This is a genomic window from Streptomyces sp. NPDC051636 (genome assembly GCF_044453765.1).
Lineage (GTDB): Bacteria > Actinomycetota > Actinomycetes > Streptomycetales > Streptomycetaceae > Streptomyces.
Window position 1 is genome coordinate 14,822 of sequence record NZ_JBITDA010000018.1, and the last position, 21,195, is coordinate 36,016.

Below are 21,195 nucleotides of genomic sequence, written 5' to 3' on the forward strand. Positions count from 1 at the left end.
ACGAAGTACTCTTGAGCCCATGCCTGAACGCCGTACCGTCGCACTCGTCACTCTCGGCTGCGCCCGTAACGAGGTGGACTCGGAGGAGCTCGCAGGCCGTTTGGAGGCGGACGGCTGGCAGCTCGTCGAGGACGCCGGGGACGCCGATGTCGCCGTGGTCAACACCTGTGGCTTCGTCGAGGCCGCCAAGAAGGACTCCGTCGACGCCCTCCTGGAGGCCAACGACCTCAAGGGGCACGGCAGAACCCAGGCCGTCGTGGCGGTGGGCTGCATGGCCGAGCGGTACGGCAAGGAGCTCGCCGAGGCCCTGCCCGAGGCCGACGGCGTGCTGGGCTTCGACGACTACGCGGACATCTCCGACCGCCTGCAGACCATCCTGTCCGGCGGCATCCACGCCGCCCACACCCCGCGCGACCGGCGCAAGCTGCTGCCGATCAGCCCGGCCGAGCGGCAGGCCGCGACCGACGTGGCCCTGCCCGGGCACGGCGCCCCGGCCGACCTCCCCGAGGGCCTGGCCCCGCAGTCGGGCCCCCGCGCGCCGCTGCGCCGCCGCCTGGACGGCTCCCCGGTCGCCTCGGTGAAGCTCGCCTCCGGCTGCGACCGGCGCTGCTCCTTCTGCGCCATCCCGTCCTTCCGCGGCTCCTTCATCTCCCGCCGCCCGAGCGACGTGCTGAACGAGACCCGGTGGCTGGCCGAGCAGGGCGTCCAGGAGATCATGCTGGTCTCCGAGAACAACACCTCCTACGGCAAGGACCTGGGCGACATCCGCCTGCTGGAGTCCCTGCTGCCCGAGCTGGCGGAGGTCGACGGCATCGAGCGGATCCGCGTCAGCTACCTCCAGCCGGCCGAGATGCGCCCGGGCCTGATCGACGTGCTGACCTCCACGGGGAAGGTCGCCCCGTACTTCGACCTGTCCTTCCAGCACTCCGCGCCCGACGTGCTGCGCGCGATGCGGCGCTTCGGTGACACCGACCGCTTCCTGGAACTGCTCGACACCATCCGCGGCAAGGCCCCGCAGGCCGGCGTGCGCTCGAACTTCATCGTGGGATTCCCCGGTGAGTCCGAGGCCGACCTGGCCGAGCTGGAGCGCTTCCTGAACGGCGCGCGGCTGGACGCCATCGGTGTCTTCGGCTACTCCGACGAGGAGGGCACGGAGGCGGCGACGTACGAGAACAAGCTGGATGAGGACGTCGTCGCCGAGCGGCTGGCGCACATCTCCCGGCTCGCCGAGGAACTGGTCTCGCAGCGGGCCGAGGAGCGCGTCGGCGAGACCGTGCGCGTCCTCGTGGAGTCCGTGGACCACGAGGAGGGCGTCTACGGCCGTGCGGCGCACCAGGCCCCGGAGACGGACGGCCAGGTGCTGCTCACGAGCGGCGCGGGCCTGAGTGTCGGTCGTATGGTCGAGGCGAAGGTGGTCGGCACGGAAGGTGTCGACCTGGTGGCCGAGCCGCTCGAGGGCTCGCTCGCGTGTAGTGAGGAGGCGGGGAGATGACCGGAGTCCCGGCATCCGCCGCGGGCGGCTCCTCCGGCGCGCAGGGCGCCGCGGGCTCCGCCGATGCCTCCCCTGCGGCGGCTGGTCCGGGGCCCGGTACCGCTGCCTCCGATGGTTCCACCGGTGCCGCGCAGGGCGAGGGCAGGTCGGCCCGGGGCGGGAAGCTGGCGGCCGCGGCCGTCAACCAGGCCAGCGTCTGGAACGTCGCCAATCTGCTGACCATGCTCCGGCTGCTCCTGGTGCCCGGCTTCGTGGCGCTGATGCTGGCCGGCGGCGGGTACGACCCGGCGTGGCGCTCGCTCGCCTGGGCGGCCTTCGCCGTCGCCATGATCACGGACCTGTTCGACGGTCACCTGGCACGTACGTACAACCTCGTCACCGACTTCGGGAAGATCGCCGACCCCATCGCCGACAAGGCGATCATGGGCGCGGCGCTGATCTGTCTCTCTTCGCTGGGCGACCTGCCGTGGTGGGTCACGGCCGTCATTCTCGGCCGGGAACTCGGGATCACGCTGCTGCGTTTTCTGGTCATTCGGTACGGCGTCATCCCGGCGAGCCGGGGCGGCAAGCTGAAGACGCTCATGCAGGGCGTGGCCGTGGGGATGTACGTGCTGGCGCTGACGGGGTGGCTGGCGACCCTGCGGTTCTGGGTGATGGCTGCGGCGGTCGTTCTGACCGTGGTGACCGGCCTCGACTATGTGAGACAGGCCATTGTGCTGCGCCGGCGAGGAATCGCCGAGCGCCGGGCAGCGTTGGAGGAGACGGAAGCGTGAGTTCCCCGGCCGCCGAAGTCGTGCGACTACTGACGGTGAAGGGTGAGACGGTCGCCGTCGCCGAGTCGCTCACCGGTGGCCTGGTTGCGGCGGAGATCACAACCATCCCCGGGGCGTCCAGGGTGTTCCGGGGCTCGGTCACCGCCTACGCAACCGACCTGAAGCATGAGCTGCTGGGTGTCGACGCCACCCTGCTGGCCCAGCGAGGGGCGGTGGACGCGCAGGTCGCGGCCCAGATGGCGGCCGGGGTGCGCAAGGTACTGGGCGCCGACTGGGGCCTGGCGACGACCGGAGTCGCCGGCCCGGACCCCCAGGACGGCCAGCCCGTCGGGACGGTCTTCGTCGCCCTGGAAGGGCCCTCCGGGACCGGCTCCGGTTCTGCCGGTGGCGGAAAAGTCGCGGTACTGAGGTTGAACGGCAACCGTGCGGAAATTCGTATGGAGAGTGTACGGAGCGTACTCGCACTGCTCCTCGAGCGGCTTGCGAGCGAACACAGCTGGAATGAGCGGGCACAGGATACGGAACGGAACGGGGGGTTTTGATGTTTGCAGCCCTGAGTGAACACGACATCGCTCCCCGCACGGCCGCGGCGCGAGGCGGTACGGTGGGGCGAGAAGGCTACGCGGTCCGAGGAGGGAGCCACCGATGATTCTGCTCCGTCGCCTGCTGGGTGACGTGCTGCGTCGGCAGCGCCAGCGCCAGGGCCGTACTCTGCGCGAAGTCTCCTCGTCCGCCCGAGTCTCGCTCGGCTATCTCTCCGAGGTGGAGCGGGGGCAGAAGGAGGCTTCCTCCGAACTGCTCTCCGCCATCTGCGACGCGCTGGACGTACGGATGTCCGAGCTCATGCGGGAAGTGAGCGACGAGCTCGCCCTCGCCGAGCTGGCCCAGTCTGCTGCGGCCACCGAGCCCGTACCCACGCCGGTTCGCCCGATGCTGGGTTCCGTGTCGGTGACCGGTGTGCCACCGGAACGGGTGACCATCAAGGCGCCCGCCGAGGCGGTGGATGTCGTCGCCGCCTGACTCGACACGTGCGAGGCCCCGGCCGGGGCCGCCTTCGGGGAGACCCGGAGGAGCCCTGGCCGGGGCCTTCGTGTTCGTGCCTCCATTTGCCGGTGTCCGGTGGCGCGGTCATGGTGGAGGGACGTGACGGGGCCGAGGCATCGGAGGGTCGCATGTCCGTCGTGAAGAGCCCGCTGTCCGACGCGGACTTGAAGACCGTGTCGGAGGCGTTGCAGGGCGCCCTCGTGGACCTGGTGGACCTGGGGCTGGTCGCCAAGCAGATCCACTGGAACATCGTCGGCCCCAGGTTCCGCTCCATCCACCTCCAGCTCGACGAGGTCGTCGACACCGCGCGGGCCCACTCCGACACCGTGGCCGAACGGGCGTCGACGCTGGGTGTCCCGCCGGACGGGCGCGCGGCGACCGTGGCCGACCGCAGCGGCATCGCGGCGGCGCCCTCGGGCTGGGTCAAGGACACGGACGCGGTCCGGACACTCGTGGACGCGCTGGGCGCGGTGATCACGCGGATGCGGGAGAGGGTGGCGGCGACCGGGGACGCGGATCCGGTGTCCCAGGACATCTTCATCGCCATCACGGCGGATCTCGAGAAGCACCACTGGATGTTTCAGGCCGAGAACGCGTGAGCGGGTCCGAGCGGGTGCGGGTGTGGTGTGCCCGCCCGGCGTCGACGCTTCGGGTCGACGAGCGGGCTGAGAGTTCCTCGGTGTTGCATCAGTGAGCCGTTGGTGCGCCTCCCCAGCGGGTTTGGCGGCGTTCTAGCGTCCGGCTGGAGGAGGCGGCCATGGTGGGGCGGACAGTGCGCTGGGCGGTCGCCCTGGGGCTCGGGGCGGTGTGGTGGTGGGCCGTGGTGCGGCTCGCCGTGGGGGACGGGGGCGTGGTGGAGGGAGCGGTCGCCACAGGGGGGTGGGGGCTGAGTCTGCTGCCGGTGCACTGCGTGCCCAGGGCGCGGGCGGCGGGGGCCGTGGGCGCGGGGCGGTGGATGGCGGCCTGGCGGGCGGGAGAGATCACCAGGGCATCGCCACACCGCCGTTCGGACGCAGGATCTGGCCCGTCGTGAAGCTCGAGGCGTCGGACGCCAGGTGCAGCACGGTGTGCGCGATGTCGTCGGGTTCGCCGACCCGGCCCAGCGGGGACATGCGGGCCATCAGGGCCTCGGTGTGCGCCTGGGCCTCGCTGTCGTGGCGGTCGGTCATCGGCGTGCGGATCCAGCCCGGGGCGACTGCGTTGACGCGGATGCCGTGCCGTCCGACCTCGGTCGCCAGCGTCCTGGTCAGCTGGACCACGGCCGCCTTCGCCGCGCCGTAGCAGAGCAGTCCCGGTCCGCCGGTGTCGATCGCGCCGGAGGCCATGGTGATGATGCTGCCCCCGGTCTTGCGGGCGAGCATGAGCCGGGCCGCCTCCTGGCAGGCGTACAGGACACCCTTGAAGTTGACGGCGAGCACCCGGTCGAGGTCCTCGTCCCGGGTCTGAAGGACCGGGCTGCTGTGCATGATGCCGGCGACCGCCGCCATCACGTCCAGTCGCTCGCAGGACTGGACGGCCTGCCGGAGCTGCGCGCGGTCGGTGACGTCGAGGGGGTGGGTCCGGGCGGTGCCGCCGCGGTCCTTGATGAGGGTCGCCGTCTCGTGCAGGCCCTCCGCGTTGCGGTCGGCGCAGTGCACCGTCGCGCCCGCCTCGGCGAACAGGACGGCCGAGGCGCGGCCGATGCCGCCGGCGGCGCCGGTGACGAATGCGGTGCGTCCGGTGAGGTCGTACGCCTTGACGGGCATGCAGCGACGGTACGAGCGTTTCTGACGGATCGTCAATTGGTCGTGCGGGGTTCGTCAACCGGTCGTGCGTGGGCGGATGCGCTGCCCGTGCATCGAACCCGGCGCCGGGGCGGGACCCGGCTGGCAGGTCGGGCACCAGTAGGTGGGGCGCTCGCGGGAGCCGTCGCCCTGGCCGGACACCCGGACGGGGGTGTGGCAGCGCAGGCACGGGCGGGGCGCGCGGCCGTAGACGAACAGGTCCTGGCCGCGCTGTCCGGTGGTGGTGCGCACCAGGCGGTCGCGGTTGGCCTCCAGCAGCTTCTTGGCGGTCGCGGGCAGCTTCGCGGCGCGGTCGGCGGGCAGCGCGCCCACGGGCAGCCATGGGCTGACGCCGAGCAGAAAGCAGAGCTCGCTCTTGTAGATGTTGCCGATGCCGGCGAGGTTGCGCTGGTCGAGCAGGGCCTCGCCGAGCGGGCGGGCCGGGTCCGCGAGGAGGTTGGCCAGTGCCCGGTCCGGGTCCCAGTCCGGACCGAGCAGGTCGGGGCCGAGGTGGCCCACGGCACGGTGTTCGTCGGTGGTGCGCAGGAGTTCGAGTACGGGGAGGCGGTAGCCGACCGCGGTACGGTCCTCGGTGCCGAGGATCGCGCGGATCTGGTGGGCCGGGCCGCCGGTCCAGCGCCGGCCGGGCCCGTAGACCTTCCAGGAGCCGTCCATCCTCAGGTGCGAGTGCAGCGTGAGGCCGCCCTCGATCCGGGTGAGCAAGTGCTTGCCGCGCGGGGTGACGTCCAGGACGGTGCGGCCGGTGAGGTCGGCCGTGGCGTACCGGGGCACCCTGAGGTCGCTGCGGGTCAGCACCTTGCCGGCGAGGGCGCCGTGCAGCCGCCTCGCGGTCTGCCAGACCGTGTCACCTTCGGGCATGCGTCAAGGGTGACACTGTGGGGTGACCCGCGGGGGGTGGCGGGTTGCCCCGCTGGTCATGCTCTGAGCCGCAGGCCGCGCGGGGTGGCGATGAATCCCGCTCCTTCCAGGAGTGCGCCGATGGGGGAGGTGAGGGCCGAGGCGCCGTTGACGCGCTCGACCGTGACCGTGCCGAGGGTGCCCGCGCGGGCGGCGGCCGCCAGGGCGTCCGCGGCGGCGCGCAGGCGGGGGTCGTCGGGGGCTTCCGTGTCCGGTGCGGCGGGCCAGGCCAGCAGCGTCTTGCCACCGCGCTCCATGTACAGCGTCAGCTCGCCGTCGACGAGCACGACCAGCGAGCCCGCCTTGCGGCCCGGCTTGTGTCCCGCCCCGGCCGGCGGCTCGGGCCAGTGCAGGGCCGCGCCGTAGGCGTTCGCCGGATCGGCCGCGGCCAGGACGACCGCCCGGGAGTCGGGGGCCGAGGGGGTACGGGTACGGGGGGCGCCGTAACCGGAGCCGTACGGGGAGGCGGGGCCGCCCCGGGGGCCGCCGTAGCCGGGTGAGGAGTAGTCGGAGGCGATGTCTCGGGGGGAGACGTAATCGCCGGGGGCGGTGGGGTGGTCGGCCGGCCAGTCGAAGTCGCCGGTGAAGTCGGCGATGCCGTGTTCGCCGGCGCCCTGGTCGAAGGGGTCGGGGTCCGGATGGCCGTCGGGTGCGCCGAAGGGCCGGGGACCGGTACGCGTGAAGGCCTGGGAGGCCGCGCCGGGGAATCCCGTGCCGGGCAGCCCGTCGCCCCGCTCGCGGGCGTTGGAGACCGCGCGCAGGCGGTCCACCGCGCCGTCCATCGCGAACTGCGCGGCGCCCAGTCCCTCCACCACATAGCCGCGCCGGGCCTGGCCGCTCTCCTCGAAGGCCGACAGGACGCGGTACACGGCCGAGAAGCCGCCCTCGACGCCCTCGGCGGCAACCGCGCCCCGGGTCACCACGCCGTGCCGGTCGAGGAGGGCGCGGGCCAGGGCGTGGGCGCGCACGGTCCGGTCCGGCTCGCGCCCCGGGAGCAGGGACCAGCGGCCCGCGACGGTCGGCGGTCCGCTGCGGGAGGCCGGGCGGGCGGCGGCCGTCAGGGAACCGTAGCGCCCGCGCGGGACGGCGCGCTTGGCGCGGTGGGCCGTGGAGCCCGCGGTACGGCCGGAGCCGAGCAGAGAGCGCATCGGGGCGAGCGTGTCGTTGGTGAGCCGGCCGGACCAGGCCAGGTCCCAGACGGTGTCGGCCAGTTGGGGGTCGGTCACGTCGGGGTGGGTGGTGGCGCGGACCTGGTCGGCGATCTGGCGGAAGAACAGGCCGTAGCCCCCTGAGAGGGCGTCCAGGACGGACTGGTGCAGGGCGGTCAGCTCCAGCGGGTGGGGCGGCGGCAGGAGCAGCGGGGCCGCGTCCGCCAGGTAGAGGGAGACCCAGCCGTCCTTGCCGGGCAGCGCGCCCGCGCCCGCCCACACCACCTCACCGGCGGCGGTGAGTTCGTCGAGCATCGACGGGGTGTAGTTCGCCACACGTGCCGGCAGGACCAGCTTCTCCAGTGCGGACGCGGGCACGGAGGCGCCCTGCAACTGCTCGACGGCGCGCACCAGTCCGTCGACGCCGCGCAGACCGTGGCCCTTGCCGATGTGCTGCCACTGCGGCAGGAACTGCGCCAGCGCGGCGGGCGGCACCGGCTCCAGCTCGTGCCGCAGGGCGGCCAGGGACCGGCGGCGCAGGCGGCGCAGGACCGCCGCGTCGCACCACTCCTGGCCGATGCCCGCCGGGTGGAACTCGCCTTGCAGGACACGCCCGTTCGCGGCCAGCCGCTGCAGGGCCCCGTCCGTGACCGCCACGCCCAGGCCGAAGCGGGCCGCCGCCGTGGCCGACGTGAAGGGGCCGCGGGTGCGGGCGTAGCGGGCGAGCAGGTCGCCCAGCGGGTCCTTCACCGGCTCCATGAACGCCTCGGGGACGCCGACCGGCAGGGCCGTGCCGAGGGCGTCGCGCAGGCGGCCCGCGTCCTCGATCGCCGCCCAGTGCTCGGCTCCGGCGATCCGGACCGGGATGGCGCGGCGGGCGCCTGCCAGCTCCCGCGCCCACTGCGGCTCGGCGCCCCGCTCGACCAGCTCGGCGTCGGTGAGCGGCCCGAGCACGCGCAGTACGTCCGCGACGCCTTCGACGTCCTTGACGCGGCGGTCCTCGGTGAGCCACTGCAGCTCCCGCTCCAGCTCGGTCAGCACTTCCGCGTCGAGCAGTTCGCGCAGCTCCGCCTGGCCCAGCAGCTCGGCCAGCAGCCGCGAGTCCAGGGACAGGGCGGCGGCGCGGCGCTCGGCGAGCGGGGAGTCACCCTCGTACAGGAACTGCGCGACGTACCCGAAGAGGAGGGAGCGGGCGAAGGGGGAGGGCTCCGGTGTGGTGACCTCGACCAGGCGGACCTTGCGGGCCTCGATGTCGCCCATCAGCTCGACGAGCCCGGGGACGTCGAAGACGTCCTGGAGGCACTCGCGGACCGCCTCCAGGACGATGGGGAACGAGCCGAACTCGCTGGCCACTTGGAGCAGTTGCGCGGCGCGCTGGCGCTGCTGCCACAGCGGGGTGCGCTTGCCGGGGTTGCGGCGCGGCAGCAGCAGGGCGCGGGCGGCGCACTCGCGGAAGCGGGAGGCGAACAGCGCCGAGCCGCCCACCTGGTCGGTGACGATCTGGTCGACGTCGCCCTTGTCGAAGGCGACGTCCGCCGCGCCGACGGGCGCCTGGTCGGTGTCGAACTCCGTGCCCGCCTTCGTGGGCTCCTGGTCGAGCAGGTCCAGGCCCATGAGGTCGGCGTCCGGCAGGCGCAGCACGATGCCGTCGTCGGCGTGCATGACCTGCGCGTCCATGCCGTACCGCTCGGACAGACGGGCGCCGAGCGCGAGCGCCCACGGGGCGTGCACCTGGGCGCCGAAGGGGGAGTGCACGACCACGCGCCAGTCGCCGAGTTCGTCACGGAAGCGCTCCACGACGATCGTGCGGTCGTCCGGGACGTGGCCGCAGGCCTCGCGCTGCTCGTCCAGGTACGACAGGACGTTGTCCGCCGCCCACGCGTCCAGGCCGGCCGCCAGCAGCCTGAGCCGGGCGTCGTCCTTGGGCAGGGATCCGACCTCGCGCAGGAACGCGCCCACCGCGCGGCCCAGTTCGAGCGGGCGGCCCAGCTGGTCGCCCTTCCAGAAGGGCAGTCGGCCCGGCACGCCCGGCGCGGGTGAGACCAGGACGCGGTCGCGCGTGATGTCCTCGATGCGCCAGGAGCTCGTGCCCAATGTGAAGACGTCGCCGACCCGGGACTCGTAGACCATCTCCTCATCGAGCTCGCCGACGCGGCCGCCGCCCTTCTTGGGGTCGGAACCGGCGAGGAAGACCCCGAAGAGCCCGCGGTCGGGGATGGTGCCCCCGGAGGTGACGGCGAGGCGCTGCGCGCCCGGGCGGCCGGTGAGGGTGCCGGTCACGCGGTCCCACACCACGCGCGGGCGCAGCTCGGCGAAGGCGTCGGACGGGTAGCGGCCCGCGAGCATGTCCAGGACGGCCGTGAACGCGGATTCGGGCAGCGACGCGAAGGGGGCGGCGCGGCGGATCGTGGCGAGCAGGTCGTCGAACTGCCAGCTGTCCAGCGCCGTCATTGCGACCAGTTGCTGGGCGAGTACGTCCAGGGGGTTGGCGGGGACCTTCAGGGACTCGATGGAGCCGGAGCGCATCCGCTCGGTGACCACGGCGGCCTGGACGAGGTCGCCGCGGTACTTGGGGAAGACCACGCCGGTGGAGACCGCGCCCACCTGGTGTCCCGCGCGGCCGACGCGCTGCAGGCCGGAGGCGACGGAGGGCGGGGACTCGACCTGGACGACGAGGTCCACGGCACCCATGTCGATGCCCAGTTCGAGGCTGGAGGTGGCGACCACGGCCGGGAGGCGGCCCGCCTTGAGGTCCTCTTCGACGAGGGCGCGCTGCTCCTTGGAGACCGAGCCGTGGTGGGCGCGGGCGATGACCGGGGGCGCGCCGTGGGCCGCGCCGGAGCCGCCCATGAGCTCGGCCGGCGAGTGATGTTCGTCCAGTGACTCGCCGGTCACCCGCTCGTACGCGATCTCGTTGAGCCGGTTGCACAGGCGCTCCGCGAGACGGCGGGAGTTGGCGAAGACGATCGTGGAGCGATGGGACTGGACCAGGTCGGTGATCCGCTCCTCGACGTGCGGCCAGATCGACGGCCGCTCCGCGCCCTCACCGCCGTCGGCGACCGGGGATCCGCCCAGCTCGCCCAGGTCCTCCACGGGGACCACCACGGAGAGGTCGAACTCCTTGCCGGACTCCGGCTGGACGATCTCCACCTTGCGGCGCGGCGACAGGTAGCGGGCCACCTCGTCGACCGGGCGGACGGTCGCGGACAGGCCGATGCGGCGGGCGGGCCTCGGCAGCAGCTCGTCCAGGCGCTCCAGGGAGAGCGCGAGGTGCGCACCGCGCTTGGTGCCCGCGACCGCGTGCACCTCGTCCAGGATCACCGTCTCCACGCCGGTCAGCGCGTCCCGCGTGGCCGACGTCAGCATCAGGAACAGGGACTCGGGGGTAGTGATCAGGATGTCCGGCGGGCGGGTGGACAGGGCACGGCGCTCGGCGGCCGGGGTGTCGCCGGAGCGGATGCCGACCTTGACCTCGGGCTCGGGCAGGCCCAGGCGCACGGATTCCTGGCGGATGCCGGTCAGGGGGCTGCGCAGGTTGCGCTCCACGTCGACCGCGAGGGCCTTCAGCGGCGACACGTACAGCACGCGGCAGCGCTTCCTCGGGTCGGCCGGGGGAGGCGTCGAGGCCAGCTGGTCGAGGGCGGCGAGGAACGCGGCCAGCGTCTTGCCGGAGCCGGTCGGGGCGACCACCAGCACGTCGGAGCCCTCCCGGATGGCCTGCCACGCGCCCGCCTGGGCCGCGGTGGGCGCGGAGAAGGCCCCCGTGAACCAGCCGCGGGTCGCGGGGGAGAAGCCGTCGAGGGCTCGGTGTGCGGAGCTGACCATGCGTCCATCCTGCACCCCGGCTCTGACAATCGGCCTGACCTGGGCAAACGCACTCCGCTGCGGGGAGTGCCGCCCGGGGTGCGGCGGCCGTGGCGGAGAATGGCCGTATGGCGGGATCGGGTGAGCTGGCGCGGCACTGGCGGTACGCGGAGCTGCCCGGTGTCGATCTGCTGCGGGCGCGGTACATCCGCAAGACCTTCGTGCGGCACACCCATGAGAACTTCGTGATCGCGGCCATCGCCGACGGTGTCGAGGTCTTCCATCACCGCGGGTCCGACCAGTACGCAGGTGCCGGGGCGCTCGCGCTGGTCAATCCGGACACCCCGCACACCGGGCGGGCGGGAGTTCCGGAAGGCTGGCGGTACGGGGCGGTCTATCCGTCGCCCGAGGTGGTGGCCGGGATCGCGGCCGAGACGACGGCGATCCGGGGTACGCCCGGTTTCGTCAGCCCGGTGCTGGACGATCCGTACACCGTCCGCCTGGTGCACCAGGTGCTGCGCGCCGCCGAGGAGGGCAACGCGCTGGCCGCCGACACGCTGCTGCGGGTCGCCGTGACCCGGCTGCTGCGGTTGAACGGCGGGCCCCTGCCCCGGCGGGAGGTGCGGACGGCCGGGGCCCGGATCGCCGCACGCGCGCGTGCCGTGCTGGAGGAGCGGATGGCCGGTCCGCCGACCCTGGAGCGGCTGGCCACCGAGCTCGGCACCAGCCCGTTCGCGCTGCTGCGGGCGTTCCGCGACGCCTACGGAATGCCGCCGCACGCCTGGCTGACCGACGCCAGGGTGCGCAGGGCCCGGCACCTGCTGGACGGGGGGACGACGCCCGCCGAGGCCGCCCTCGCCGTCGGGTTCGCCGACCAGCCGCACCTCAACCGCCACTTCGCCCGGATCATCGGCGTGCCGCCGGGGGCGTACCAGCGGGAGCGCAAGAACGTACAAGACCGGTCGCCAGGGAGCCTCATAGCGTCCGACGCGTGGAAGAACGCGTGCAAGAACAGACAGCTTTCGCAGACACAGATGCCGACGGCGGCGGGAAACCGGATACCGCCGTCGTCCGGGACGCCCTCGGCGTCGGAGTCGCCGTAGGACTGTCCGGGTTCGCCTTCGGGGTGACCTCGGCCGGCAGTGGGCTGGGACTGGCGCAGACCTGTGCGCTCAGCCTCCTGGTGTTCACCGGCGCCTCCCAGTTCGCCCTGGTGGGGGCGCTCGCGGCCGGGGGCAACCCGTTGACGGCGGCCGCGGGCGCCTTCTTCCTCGGGGTGCGCAACGCGTTCTACGGGCTGCGCCTGTCACAGGTGCTGTCCCTCCCGCGCGCGGTGCGGCCGTTCGCCGCGCAGTGGGTGATCGACGAGACCACGGCGGTGGCACTGGCGCAGCCGACGCGGCGCAGCGCCCGCCTCGGGTTCACCGTCACCGGGCTCAGCCTCTATCTGCTGTGGAACCTCACCACGCTGCTCGGCGCGCTGGGCGCCAAGGCCATCGGGGACACCGACGCCTGGGGCCTGGACGCGGCCGGGCCGGCCGTCTTCCTGGCGCTGCTCGCTCCCATGGTGCGGACCACCACCGAGCGGGCGGTCGCCGCCCTGGCCGTGCTGCTGGGGCTCGGCCTGCTGCCCGCTCTGCCGGCCGGCGTGCCCGTTCTGCTGGCCGCGCTCGCGGCACCGGCCGTCCTGTGGGCCCGGGGCCGCCGCAAGGGACGTACCCCTGCCGGCGCGGAACGCGGAGACCAGGACGCACGAGACGCGGAAGAGGAAGACCGTTGAACACCTGGATGGCGATCGGTGCCACCGCCCTCGGCTGCTACGCCGTCAAGCTCGCCGGCCTGCTCGTGCCCGCGGGCGCCCTCGAGCGGCCGCTGGTGAGACGGCTGGCCGCGCTGCTGCCCGTCGCCCTGCTGGCCGCCCTCACCGCCCAGCAGACGTTCGCGGACGGGCACGCGCTCGTGCTCGACGCCCGGGCCGCGGGGCTCGCGGCGGCCGTCGGGGCGCTGCTGGTGCGCGCTCCGTTCCTGCTGGTCGTCGCGGCCGCCGTGGTGGTGACGGCCGGCGTGCGGGCCATGGGCGGGTGAACGGGACGCGGATCAGCCCACGAAGCGGCCGTACGCCCTGAGGGTGCGCAGGGCGTCGATCGTCACCATGGGCCGCGCCTCCAGGGCGGTGCCCGGGGCCCACTGGCGCCACCGGACGGGCCAGCCGCCGTCCTCCTGCTGGGCGGCGGCGAGGAAGTTCAGGGAGCGGGCCATCTCGTCGTCGGTGAACCACGCGCGCGCGAGGGAGTGCGGAGTCCTGGCGAAGTCGTGCGGGAAGTGGTGCTCGCCCGCGGCGTAGCCCGGCGCCACCGGGTACTCCTCGAGGCGCTCCGGGTCCAGCGCGGCCAGCCGATGCTCGCGCACCAGGCGCCCGAGGCGGTCGGCGGCCGCCTCCGCGCGCGGGCGGTCGGGTGCCGAGTCCAGGAAGGCCACCGCGGCCTCGATCTCGTAGGGGTGGGACTTCTCCAGGGACTCCACGGCCTGCCAGCAGAAGTCGGTGGCCCGGAACAGCCAGGCGTGCCACACCCCGTTGCGGTGCAGCAGGCCCACCACCGGCCCGGTGGCGAGGACTTCGCCGGGCGGGTCGTCGACGATCGGGACGAACGGGGCCGCCGGATAGTCGCGCTGACTGGGATGGACGGCGGGCAGGGCGCCGTCCGCGGTGGACACGGAGGTCAGATAGCGGCACACGCGCTCCACCCGCTGCCCCCCGCACCGCCCGATGGCGTCCAGCACGCGCAGCGCGTGGCCGGTGTGCAGCGGCTGGCTGACCGGGCCGCGCAGATCGGGCTCCAGGGCGTGGCCGTACCCGCCGTCCTCGTTGCGGTAGGCGTCCAGCGCCGTCTCCACGGGATCGGCGCCGCCGCTCAGGAAGTGGTACGCGAAGAGGCGCTGCTCCAGCACGCGCGCGGTGAGCCAGACGAACTGCTCGGCGCGGAAGAGCGGGGAGCGCGCCGGGGGTGCAGGGGGGAGTGGGGAAGCTCCTGTTTCGGGCATGCGTCAGACCGTAGGGCGGAAAGCGGTCTCGGCAAGCGGTCCCGGGCGGGGGCCCACCCTCAGGGCGGGATACTGGGGGCATGCGGTTGACGGTCTTCTGGCAGCGGATGGCGGAACACTTCGGTCCTGGGTATGCCGACACCTTCGCGCGCGATCATGTGATGTCGGAGCTCGGCGAGCGCACGGTGCACCAGGCGCTGGACGCCGGCTGGGACGCCAAGGACGTGTGGCGCGTGGTCTGCGCCGTCATGAACGTTCCGGGGGAGAAGCGCTGATCCGTCACGAAGAGCGCAGGGCGGTGACGGGTTGTCGGTGGCGTGGGCGAGACTTGCACCGTGGCACCCACTGACGACACAGGGCAGACCGCCCAGCACGTATCCCCGCCCGGTACGACGCCGCCCGCCCGGCCCCCGGCCGAGGGCGCCGCCGGGCCGGTCGCCCGCATGCCGCGCTGGCTGCCGCGCGCCATGGTGCTCGCGCTCGCGCTCATCGCCGCCTTCCAGCTGGGCAGCTGGGCCTTCCACCAGCTGACCGGCCTGCTGATCAACATACTCATCGCGTTCTTCCTGGCCCTCGCCATAGAACCGGCGGTGAGCCGGATGGCCGCCCGTGGCATGCGCCGGGGGCTCGCCACCTTCCTGGTCTTCCTCGGCCTGATGATCGTGACCGCGGGGTTCGTCACGCTGCTCGGTTCGATGCTCGCGGGCCAGATCATCAAGATGGTCGAGGGATTCCCGCAGTACCTCGACTCGGTCATCCACTGGGTCAACCAGACCTTCCACACCGAGCTCAGACGGGTCGACGTCCAGGAGGGCCTGCTCCACTCCGACTGGCTGCGCAAGTACGCGCAGAACAGCGCCGCCGGGGTGCTCGACGTGTCCGCGCAGGTGCTCGGCGGCCTGTTCCAGCTGCTGACGATCACGCTGTTCTCGTTCTACTTCGCCGCCGACGGCCCGCGACTGCGCCGGACCATCTGCTCCGTACTGCCGCCCGCCCGCCAGGCCGAGGTGCTGCGCGCCTGGGAGATCGCCGTCGACAAGACCGGCGGCTATCTGTACTCGCGCGGCCTCATGGCACTCATATCGGGGATAGCGCACTACATCCTGCTCCAGGCCCTGGGCGTGCCGTACGCGCCCGTGCTCGGCGTCTGGGTGGGTCTGGTCTCGCAGTTCATCCCGACCATCGGCACCTATCTCGCCGGCGCGCTGCCCATGCTGATCGCGTTCACCGTCAATCCCTGGTACGCGGTGTGGGTGCTGGTGTTCGTCGTGATCTACCAGCAGTTCGAGAACTACATGCTGCAGCCCAAGCTGACCTCGAAGACCGTCGACATCCACCCGGCGGTCGCCTTCGGCTCGGTCATCGCGGGCACCGCGCTGCTCGGCGCCGTCGGCGCGCTGATCGCCATCCCCGCGGTCGCCACGCTCCAGGCCTTCCTGGGCGCGTACGTGAAGCGGTACGCCGTCACGGACGACCCCCGGGTCCACGGGCACCGCAGAAGGGGGGCGGGCGGCCCGGGCCTGCTCACGCGCGCGCGGGGGCTGGGGACGCGGCGGCCGGAGGCGGCGGTGTCCGGGGCGCAGCCGGCGGAGACCGGTTTGGGGACCTCCGAGGAGGGCGGCGGCTCTTCCTGAGGGCGAGCCGGGCAGCGGAGCGGGGGCGAGTACGTGCCTCAGTACGTCAGGACCGCCCACACCCCTGCCCCTGCGACGGCGGCCGCACAGCAGCCCACCGCCGCCGTCACGATCCGCTGCCGGACCCGCTCGCTCCAGGCGGTGCGGGACAGCAGCCAGGCCAGCGCCGGCAGGACCAGGACGGCGTGCAGACTCACCCCGTGCAGCGGCTTGAGCGGGGCCGTCGAGTGGTAGGCCGCCTCCTGATGGCCGGTCCGGGTGAGCGCGACACCGCGCGCGATCATCGCGGCGCCCGAGGCCAGCGCCACGAGCAGGATCGCGAACCCGGAGCGCACCGCGAGCGGCATCCCGGCGGGGCCCGTCGGCCGGTGTCGGAAGGACGCGACCGCGAAGACCGTGAGCAGCACCACGAGGACACCGCCGCCCACCGCCAGCGTCATGGACACCGCCGTGTCGAAGGGGGTCTCCATATTGAGATGCGAGGGCACCCGGCGCCACGCCTGGAGCGTGATGCCGCCCGCCTCCACCACGCAGTCGGCGGCGAACACCACGAGCAGGACGGTGCGCAGCCGCGGACCGAGGCGCAGGTACGACGTGACCCAGGTGACCGCGATCAGCGTCACCCCGAAGGAGAGCCCGAAGGTGACGGGCTTGCGCCAGGAGACGGGCCCCTCCCAGGGGCCGCCGTCGACCGCGAACACCAGCAGGTGCGCGAGACCGGACAGGACGAGGAGCACACCGGTCGCGTGACACACGCGTTCGGCGGGGAGCGGGTTCTTCATGGCCCAAGGCTCCCGGGAGCGGCCCGCGCGGTCGTCGTACGGCCGAAGACACCCCTCGTACACCGCGCGGAGTAGCGGTCGCCCGGCCGCGTGGCGCAGCTTGACACGAAAATCGAACATGCATTCTTATGGAGGCTCGGGCGAGGCTCCAGGCGGGGATTTCGACATGGTTTGGGCGGAGAAGTCCCCCGGTTATCCACAGGCCGGGCCGACGTCGGGGCGCATTGTCAGTGGCAGGCGTTAGCGTCTTTGACGTGAAGCGATCGACTCAAGCAAACCGGGTGGAACCCATGGCAGGAACCGACCGCGAGAAGGCGCTCGACGCCGCGCTCGCACAGATTGAACGGCAATTCGGCAAGGGCGCGGTCATGCGCATGGGCGAGCGGTCGAAGGAGCCCATCGAGGTCATCCCGACCGGGTCGACCGCACTCGACGTCGCGCTCGGCGTCGGTGGCCTGCCGCGTGGCCGTGTGGTGGAGATCTACGGGCCGGAGTCCTCCGGTAAGACCACCCTGACCCTGCACGCGGTGGCCAACGCGCAGAAGGCCGGCGGCCAGGTCGCCTTCGTGGACGCGGAGCACGCCCTCGACCCCGAGTACGCGCGCAAGCTCGGCGTGGACATCGACAACCTGATCCTCTCCCAGCCGGACAACGGAGAGCAGGCCCTGGAGATCGTGGACATGCTGGTCCGCTCCGGCGCCCTCGACCTCATCGTCATCGACTCCGTCGCCGCGCTCGTCCCGCGCGCGGAGATCGAGGGCGAGATGGGTGACAGCCACGTCGGTCTGCAGGCCCGTCTGATGAGCCAGGCCCTGCGGAAGATCACCAGCGCGCTCAACCAGTCCAAGACCACCGCGATCTTCATCAACCAGCTGCGCGAGAAGATCGGCGTGATGTTCGGCTCCCCGGAGACCACGACCGGTGGCCGGGCGCTGAAGTTCTACGCCTCGGTGCGCATCGACATCCGCCGCATCGAGACCCTGAAGGACGGCACGGAGGCGGTCGGCAACCGCACCCGCTGCAAGGTGGTCAAGAACAAGGTCGCGCCGCCCTTCAAGCAGGCCGAGTTCGACATCCTCTACGGCCAGGGCATCAGCCGCGAGGGCGGCCTGATCGACATGGGCGTCGAGCACGGCTTCGTCCGCAAGGCCGGCGCCTGGTACACGTACGAGGGCGACCAGCTCGGCCAGGGCAAGGAGAACGCGCGCAACTTCCTGAAGGACAACCCCGACCTGGCCAACGAGATCGAGAAGAAGATCAAGGAGAAGCTGGGCGTGGGCGTGCGGCCGGAGGAGCCCACCGCCGAGCCGGGCGCGGACGCGGCGGCCGGTGCCGCCACGGACGACGCCGCCAAGACGGTGCCCGCCGCGGCCGCCAAGGCCACCAAGCCCAAGGCCGCCGCTGCCAAGAGCTGACCCGTGACACGACGAACCGACTGGGCCGAGTACGAGTACGCCTCCCCCGGTGCCCCACGGGGGAGGGGCGCCGGGGGCGACACGGGCTCCGCCCTGGACGGCGGCGGGAACGGGGACGACCGGGCGTACGAGAGCGACGGCTCGCGTGGCGCCGGGACTCGCGGTGGTCGTGGGCGCCGTCGGCGCGGCTTCGGGGAGCCGTCGGCGTCCAGGGAAGACGAAGGCGCCCCTTCCTCGTCGAGGGCCGAGCGGGGGGAGTCTTCAGGGGACCCGGCTGAGCGGGCGCGGGCGATCTGCCTGCGCCTGCTCACCGGGACCCCGCGCACGCGCAAGCAACTCGCGGACGCCCTGCGCAAGCGGGAGATCCCCGAGGACGTGGCGGAGGAGGTGCTGTCACGGTTCGAGGAGGTCGGCCTGATCAACGACAGTGCCTTCGCGGACGCCTGGGTGGAGTCCCGGCACCACGGCCGGGGGCTGGCCAGACGCGCTCTCGCCCAGGAACTGCGGACCAAGGGCGTCGACTCGGCGCTGATCGACGACGCGGTCGCCCAGCTCGACTCCGAGCAGGAGGAGGCGACGGCTCGCGACCTCGTCGCCCGCAAGCTGCGAGCCACCCGGGGTCTCGACCGCGACAAGCGCATCCGACGCCTCGCCGGCATGCTCGCCCGCAAGGGATACCCCGAGGGCATGGCCCTCCGGGTGGTCCGACAGGCGCTGGAGCGGGAGGGCGAGGACGCGCAATCCCTGGAGGGCGACGGGTTCTGACCGGCCGGGGGCACGACTCCCGCCGGCGCCCGCTGCTCCCGCCTTTTTCCTCGGCGGTGCGCACCCGCCGTACCAGCCGGACAGGGCCGGGCGCGGGCAGCGAGCTCCTGGCCCCGCCGCTCCCCTGTGCGTCATCTCGGCGTCCACCTGTTCGTCGGCGGCAGACGGGTGGGGTTAACCCCCGCCGAAGACTGAAGGATCGCCGCGGGTCTGCTGCTGCTCGCCGGGGGTGTGGTCCTCGTCGCCGTCCTCACCGCCCTGCGCACCGAGCCCGCCTCGACTCCCGTGACGTTCCTGGCCGTTGTCGTCCTGTCCGCCTCCGTCGCCCTGCTCGGCCCGCTCCTGGTGCGAGCGGCGATGCTGCTGCTGTCAGGCCCGCTGCGGCTCAGCGGCCCCGGCGGCCGGCTCGCCACCGCCAACCTGCGCGGCAACGCCGCCCGGATGGCCTCCGTCGTCACACCCCTCACCCTGCTCATCGGCATGACCTGCACCGTCCTGTTCGTCCAGCCGACCCTCGGTGACGCCGCCCGCGCCCAGGCACGCGAGGGCGTCCGTGCCGACTGGGTGGTCGCCGCCCAGGGGCCGGGCGTCCCGGCCGAGGCCGCACGGCTGCTGCGCACGCACCACGACATCGTCACCGAGGTGGTCCGCACGACCGTCCGCGTCGGCTTGGACAAGTACGCCGCCCAGGGAGTCACCCCCGTCGGCCTCACCCGCATCTGGGACCCGGACGTCACCGCCGGCGCCCTGGACCGGCTCACCGCTCACACCGTCGCCGTCAGCGAACTGGCCGCCGACCAGCTCCACCTGAGGCCCGGAGGCACCCTGAAACTCACGCTCGGCGACGGCACGCCCGCCACGCTCACCGTCGCCGCCGTCTACCGCCGCGGTCTCGGCTTCGGCGACCTCGCCCTCGCGCACGACCTGCTCGCACACCACGTCGACAACCCGCTCGCCTCCTCCGTCCTCGTCAGCACGACCCGTACACAGACACAACTCGCGACTACACTCCGTGAGTTCCCGGGACTCCGCGTTCTTTCCCCGGCCGCCGCGGACACCCTGCAGGCCGAGCGGCAGCAGGCGAACGCCGAGGTCAACCACCTGGCCATGGGGCTGGTCCTCGCCTTCACCGCCATCGCGGTGGTCAACCCGCTCGCCATGTCGGTGTCCGAGCGGGCCCGGGAGTTCGCCCTGCTCCGCCTCGCCGGGGCGACGCGCCGTCAGTTCCTGCGCATGCTGCGGACCGAGGCGTTGTCCGTGCTGCTCCTGGCGACGTCCCTGGGCAGCGGCATCGCCCTCGCCGTCCTGACCGCGTTCAGCGTCGGCATGACGGGCCGCGCCGCGCCCGCCGTCACGCCCCTGCTGTACGTCACCGTCGTCGCGGTCGCCGCCCTCCTCGCCCTCGTGGCCACCGCCCTGCCGGGACGCGTAGCCCTCAGGGTGCACGCGGTGACCGTGGCGACGGCGAAGGAGTAGCACGCCGCGTCCCCCGACGGCGTCGCCCCGCGCATCCTCAGCGTGCGCACCCGGAAAGACCCACGCCGTTTGGGCCGGGGGCAGCTTCGGCCGGCCGGCGGTGACGAACGACGTTTCCCTGCTGCTCGATGGACGACCCGGACACCGTCCCGCTGTTCTGCCCGCCCGGCGACCGACCGTCACGCACCGACCGTGGCGCGGCTCACGTCACCACCGGCAGCCCCGCCGCCCGCCACGCCTGGAACCCGCCGACCATGTCGGTCGCCCGGCGCAGCCCCAGCTGGTGCAGGGAGGCGGCGGCCAGGCTGGACGCGTAGCCCTCGTTGCAGATCACCACGATGTTCAGGTCGTGCCCGGTCACCTCGGGGACGCGGTGGCTGCCCCGCGGGTCGAGGCGCCACTCCAGTTCGTTGCGCTCGATGACCAGGGCACCGGGAATCAGGCCGTCCCGGTCGCGCAGGGCGGCGTACCGGATGTCGACCAGCAGTGCCTCGCCCGCCTGCGCCGCCTCGTACGCCTCCCGCGCCTCGATCCGCCGGTAGCCCGCGCGCACGCGCTCCAGCAACTCGTCGATACCCACCGGCCGTTCACCCGTGCCGCTCACTGCCAGTCCTCCGGGCGCTCGACCTGCTCCAGCCGCAGCACCTGTCCGGACCGGCTGTAGCGGCGGATCTGCGGCAGCGGCGGGTAGTAGGCGTGGACGGAGATCGCGTGCCGCTCGGTGGACTCGTTGAGTACCTCGTGGACGTGATGGCGGCCGAAGGAGCGGCCCTTGCCGGCCGGCAGCCGCCGCTCGCGGTCCACGCCGTCGGTGAGCTCCAGAGTCTTCCAGCCGTCGGTGGGCAGCCGGGCGGCGAGCGAGTTCTCCTTCAGCTCGCCGGACGCGGTGAGGAACGCGCCGACCGAGTCGGCGTGGTCGTGCCAGCCGGTGCCGGTGCCCGGCGGCCAGCCGATCAGCCAGGCCTCACTGCCGCCGGGACCCGCGAGCCGCACCCAGGTGCGGCCCTCCGGATCGAGCGGGAGCGAGGCGATGAGCTCGGCGTCGGCGGCCGTACGCCGTGCGAAGTCGAGGAGGTCCGCCTGGGTGGGTGCCGAAACGGCCGCGGACACGGAGGGAGAGACAGACACGTGCACCGTCC

19 protein-coding genes and 1 pseudogene are annotated in these 21,195 nt (G+C 73.1%); 13 read left to right on the forward strand and 7 right to left on the reverse strand.

Going from position 1 to position 21,195, the window contains the following annotated elements; genetic code table 11:
• The first annotated feature begins 19 nt into the window (after window positions 1-19).
• The 5 genes from rimO to ACIBBH_RS27415 all read left to right on the forward strand — a co-directional run bounded on the left by rimO (window position 20) and on the right by ACIBBH_RS27415 (window position 3,908).
• Window positions 20-1,492, forward strand: coding sequence for a 30S ribosomal protein S12 methylthiotransferase RimO (gene rimO / locus ACIBBH_RS27395; protein WP_399408997.1), 1,473 nt, complete (start codon window positions 20-22; stop codon window positions 1,490-1,492).
• A complete protein-coding gene (gene pgsA / locus ACIBBH_RS27400) occupies window positions 1,489-2,265 on the forward strand; it encodes a CDP-diacylglycerol--glycerol-3-phosphate 3-phosphatidyltransferase (RefSeq protein WP_399408999.1) in 777 nt (258 codons plus the stop codon). The genes rimO and pgsA overlap by 4 nt, the downstream gene beginning before the upstream one ends.
• Entirely contained in the window at window positions 2,262-2,807 is a 546-nt protein-coding gene (locus ACIBBH_RS27405; protein WP_399409002.1) for a CinA family protein, read from the forward strand. Before pgsA ends, ACIBBH_RS27405 begins: the two co-directional genes overlap by 4 nt.
• 103 nt (window positions 2,808-2,910) lie before the next feature.
• Complete coding sequence (locus tag ACIBBH_RS27410; RefSeq protein WP_030178264.1) at window positions 2,911-3,285, forward strand: helix-turn-helix domain-containing protein; 375 nt, start codon at window positions 2,911-2,913, stop codon at window positions 3,283-3,285.
• A gap of 152 nt (window positions 3,286-3,437) precedes the next feature.
• Window positions 3,438-3,908 carry a Dps family protein gene (locus ACIBBH_RS27415; RefSeq protein ID WP_399409004.1) on the forward strand — a complete coding sequence of 157 codons (471 nt, stop codon included), beginning with the start codon at window positions 3,438-3,440 and terminating at the stop codon, window positions 3,906-3,908.
• A gap of 381 nt (window positions 3,909-4,289) precedes the next feature.
• On the opposite strand, the gene ACIBBH_RS27420 is transcribed toward ACIBBH_RS27415, so the two are convergent.
• The 3 genes from ACIBBH_RS27420 to ACIBBH_RS27430 are packed head-to-tail and all read right to left on the reverse strand — an operon-like array spanning window position 4,290 to window position 10,963.
• Window positions 4,290-5,054: an SDR family NAD(P)-dependent oxidoreductase gene (locus tag ACIBBH_RS27420; RefSeq protein WP_399409008.1), complete on the reverse strand. Its 765-nt coding sequence runs from the start codon at window positions 5,052-5,054 to the stop codon at window positions 4,290-4,292.
• Between the two features lie 54 nt (window positions 5,055-5,108).
• Complete coding sequence (locus tag ACIBBH_RS27425) at window positions 5,109-5,951, reverse strand: Fpg/Nei family DNA glycosylase (protein WP_399409010.1); 843 nt, start codon at window positions 5,949-5,951, stop codon at window positions 5,109-5,111.
• Window positions 5,952-6,007: 56 nt separating this feature from the next.
• Window positions 6,008-10,963: an ATP-dependent helicase gene (locus ACIBBH_RS27430; protein ID WP_399409012.1), complete on the reverse strand. Its 4,956-nt coding sequence runs from the start codon at window positions 10,961-10,963 to the stop codon at window positions 6,008-6,010.
• A 107-nt stretch (window positions 10,964-11,070) separates the two neighbouring features.
• Here ACIBBH_RS27430 and ACIBBH_RS27435 point away from each other — a divergent pair, with 107 nt between their 5' ends.
• From ACIBBH_RS27435 to ACIBBH_RS27445, 3 genes are read left to right on the forward strand one after another with little or no spacing between them, the layout of a single operon-like run.
• The gene (locus ACIBBH_RS27435; protein ID WP_399409014.1) at window positions 11,071-12,045 is read left to right on the forward strand and encodes an AraC family transcriptional regulator; all 975 of its coding nucleotides are present in this window, start codon (window positions 11,071-11,073) and stop codon (window positions 12,043-12,045) included.
• Complete coding sequence (locus ACIBBH_RS27440; RefSeq protein WP_399409016.1) at window positions 11,946-12,722, forward strand: AzlC family ABC transporter permease; 777 nt, start codon at window positions 11,946-11,948, stop codon at window positions 12,720-12,722. The genes ACIBBH_RS27435 and ACIBBH_RS27440 overlap by 100 nt, the downstream gene beginning before the upstream one ends.
• Window positions 12,719-13,027 carry an AzlD domain-containing protein gene (locus tag ACIBBH_RS27445; RefSeq protein WP_399409018.1) on the forward strand — a complete coding sequence of 103 codons (309 nt, stop codon included), beginning with the start codon at window positions 12,719-12,721 and terminating at the stop codon, window positions 13,025-13,027. The genes ACIBBH_RS27440 and ACIBBH_RS27445 overlap by 4 nt, the downstream gene beginning before the upstream one ends.
• A gap of 12 nt (window positions 13,028-13,039) precedes the next feature.
• Here the strand turns inward: ACIBBH_RS27445 and ACIBBH_RS27450 are convergent, their stop codons facing one another.
• Window positions 13,040-13,984 (reverse strand): hypothetical protein, encoded by a 945-nt coding sequence (locus tag ACIBBH_RS27450; RefSeq protein ID WP_399409020.1) that lies wholly within the window; start codon window positions 13,982-13,984, stop codon window positions 13,040-13,042.
• An 80-nt stretch (window positions 13,985-14,064) separates the two neighbouring features.
• Here ACIBBH_RS27450 and ACIBBH_RS27455 point away from each other — a divergent pair, with 80 nt between their 5' ends.
• Together ACIBBH_RS27455 and ACIBBH_RS27460 are read left to right on the forward strand one after the other, a co-directional pair.
• A complete protein-coding gene (locus tag ACIBBH_RS27455; protein ID WP_399409022.1) occupies window positions 14,065-14,259 on the forward strand; it encodes a DUF3046 domain-containing protein in 195 nt (64 codons plus the stop codon).
• A gap of 60 nt (window positions 14,260-14,319) precedes the next feature.
• The gene (locus ACIBBH_RS27460; RefSeq protein WP_399409024.1) at window positions 14,320-15,618 is read left to right on the forward strand and encodes an AI-2E family transporter; all 1,299 of its coding nucleotides are present in this window, start codon (window positions 14,320-14,322) and stop codon (window positions 15,616-15,618) included.
• 38 nt (window positions 15,619-15,656) lie between these two features.
• Here the strand turns inward: ACIBBH_RS27460 and ACIBBH_RS27465 are convergent, their stop codons facing one another.
• Window positions 15,657-16,400 carry a hypothetical protein gene (locus ACIBBH_RS27465; RefSeq protein ID WP_399409253.1) on the reverse strand — a complete coding sequence of 248 codons (744 nt, stop codon included), beginning with the start codon at window positions 16,398-16,400 and terminating at the stop codon, window positions 15,657-15,659.
• A gap of 290 nt (window positions 16,401-16,690) precedes the next feature.
• Here ACIBBH_RS27465 and recA point away from each other — a divergent pair, with 290 nt between their 5' ends.
• The 3 genes and pseudogenes from recA to ACIBBH_RS27480 all read left to right on the forward strand — a co-directional run.
• The gene (recA, locus tag ACIBBH_RS27470; RefSeq protein ID WP_399409026.1) at window positions 16,691-17,815 is read left to right on the forward strand and encodes a recombinase RecA; all 1,125 of its coding nucleotides are present in this window, start codon (window positions 16,691-16,693) and stop codon (window positions 17,813-17,815) included.
• A 3-nt stretch (window positions 17,816-17,818) separates the two neighbouring features.
• Window positions 17,819-18,580, forward strand: coding sequence for a recombination regulator RecX (gene recX / locus ACIBBH_RS27475; protein ID WP_399409028.1), 762 nt, complete (start codon window positions 17,819-17,821; stop codon window positions 18,578-18,580).
• A 195-nt stretch (window positions 18,581-18,775) separates the two neighbouring features.
• Window positions 18,776-20,056: pseudogene (locus ACIBBH_RS27480) on the forward strand (ABC transporter permease); the annotation flags it as partial.
• Window positions 20,057-20,258: 202 nt separating this feature from the next.
• On the opposite strand, the gene ACIBBH_RS27485 reads toward ACIBBH_RS27480, so the two are convergent.
• Window positions 20,259-20,660 (reverse strand): rhodanese-like domain-containing protein, encoded by a 402-nt coding sequence (locus ACIBBH_RS27485; RefSeq protein ID WP_399409030.1) that lies wholly within the window; start codon window positions 20,658-20,660, stop codon window positions 20,259-20,261.
• Complete coding sequence (locus ACIBBH_RS27490; protein WP_399409032.1) at window positions 20,657-21,190, reverse strand: cysteine dioxygenase; 534 nt, start codon at window positions 21,188-21,190, stop codon at window positions 20,657-20,659. Before ACIBBH_RS27490 ends, ACIBBH_RS27485 begins: the two co-directional genes overlap by 4 nt.
• Window positions 21,191-21,195 lie beyond the last annotated feature (5 nt).

Excerpts from the sequence above, each read along its gene's own strand:
- rimO (WP_399408997.1), top strand. The coding sequence starts at position 20 with ATGCCTGAACGCCGTACCGTCGCACTCGTCACTCTCGGCTGCGCCCGT.
- pgsA (WP_399408999.1), top strand. The coding sequence starts at position 1,489 with ATGACCGGAGTCCCGGCATCCGCCGCGGGCGGCTCCTCCGGCGCGCAG.
- ACIBBH_RS27410 (WP_030178264.1), top strand. The coding sequence starts at position 2,911 with ATGATTCTGCTCCGTCGCCTGCTGGGTGACGTGCTGCGTCGGCAGCGC.
- ACIBBH_RS27415 (WP_399409004.1), top strand. The coding sequence starts at position 3,438 with ATGTCCGTCGTGAAGAGCCCGCTGTCCGACGCGGACTTGAAGACCGTG.
- ACIBBH_RS27420 (WP_399409008.1), bottom strand. The coding sequence starts at position 5,054 with ATGCCCGTCAAGGCGTACGACCTCACCGGACGCACCGCATTCGTCACC.
- ACIBBH_RS27425 (WP_399409010.1), bottom strand. The coding sequence starts at position 5,951 with ATGCCCGAAGGTGACACGGTCTGGCAGACCGCGAGGCGGCTGCACGGC.
- ACIBBH_RS27430 (WP_399409012.1), bottom strand. The coding sequence starts at position 10,963 with ATGGTCAGCTCCGCACACCGAGCCCTCGACGGCTTCTCCCCCGCGACC.
- ACIBBH_RS27435 (WP_399409014.1), top strand. The coding sequence starts at position 11,071 with ATGGCGGGATCGGGTGAGCTGGCGCGGCACTGGCGGTACGCGGAGCTG.
- ACIBBH_RS27450 (WP_399409020.1), bottom strand. The coding sequence starts at position 13,984 with ATGCCCGAAACAGGAGCTTCCCCACTCCCCCCTGCACCCCCGGCGCGC.
- ACIBBH_RS27455 (WP_399409022.1), top strand. The coding sequence starts at position 14,065 with ATGCGGTTGACGGTCTTCTGGCAGCGGATGGCGGAACACTTCGGTCCT.
- ACIBBH_RS27465 (WP_399409253.1), bottom strand. The coding sequence starts at position 16,400 with ATGAAGAACCCGCTCCCCGCCGAACGCGTGTGTCACGCGACCGGTGTG.
- recA (WP_399409026.1), top strand. The coding sequence starts at position 16,691 with ATGGCAGGAACCGACCGCGAGAAGGCGCTCGACGCCGCGCTCGCACAG.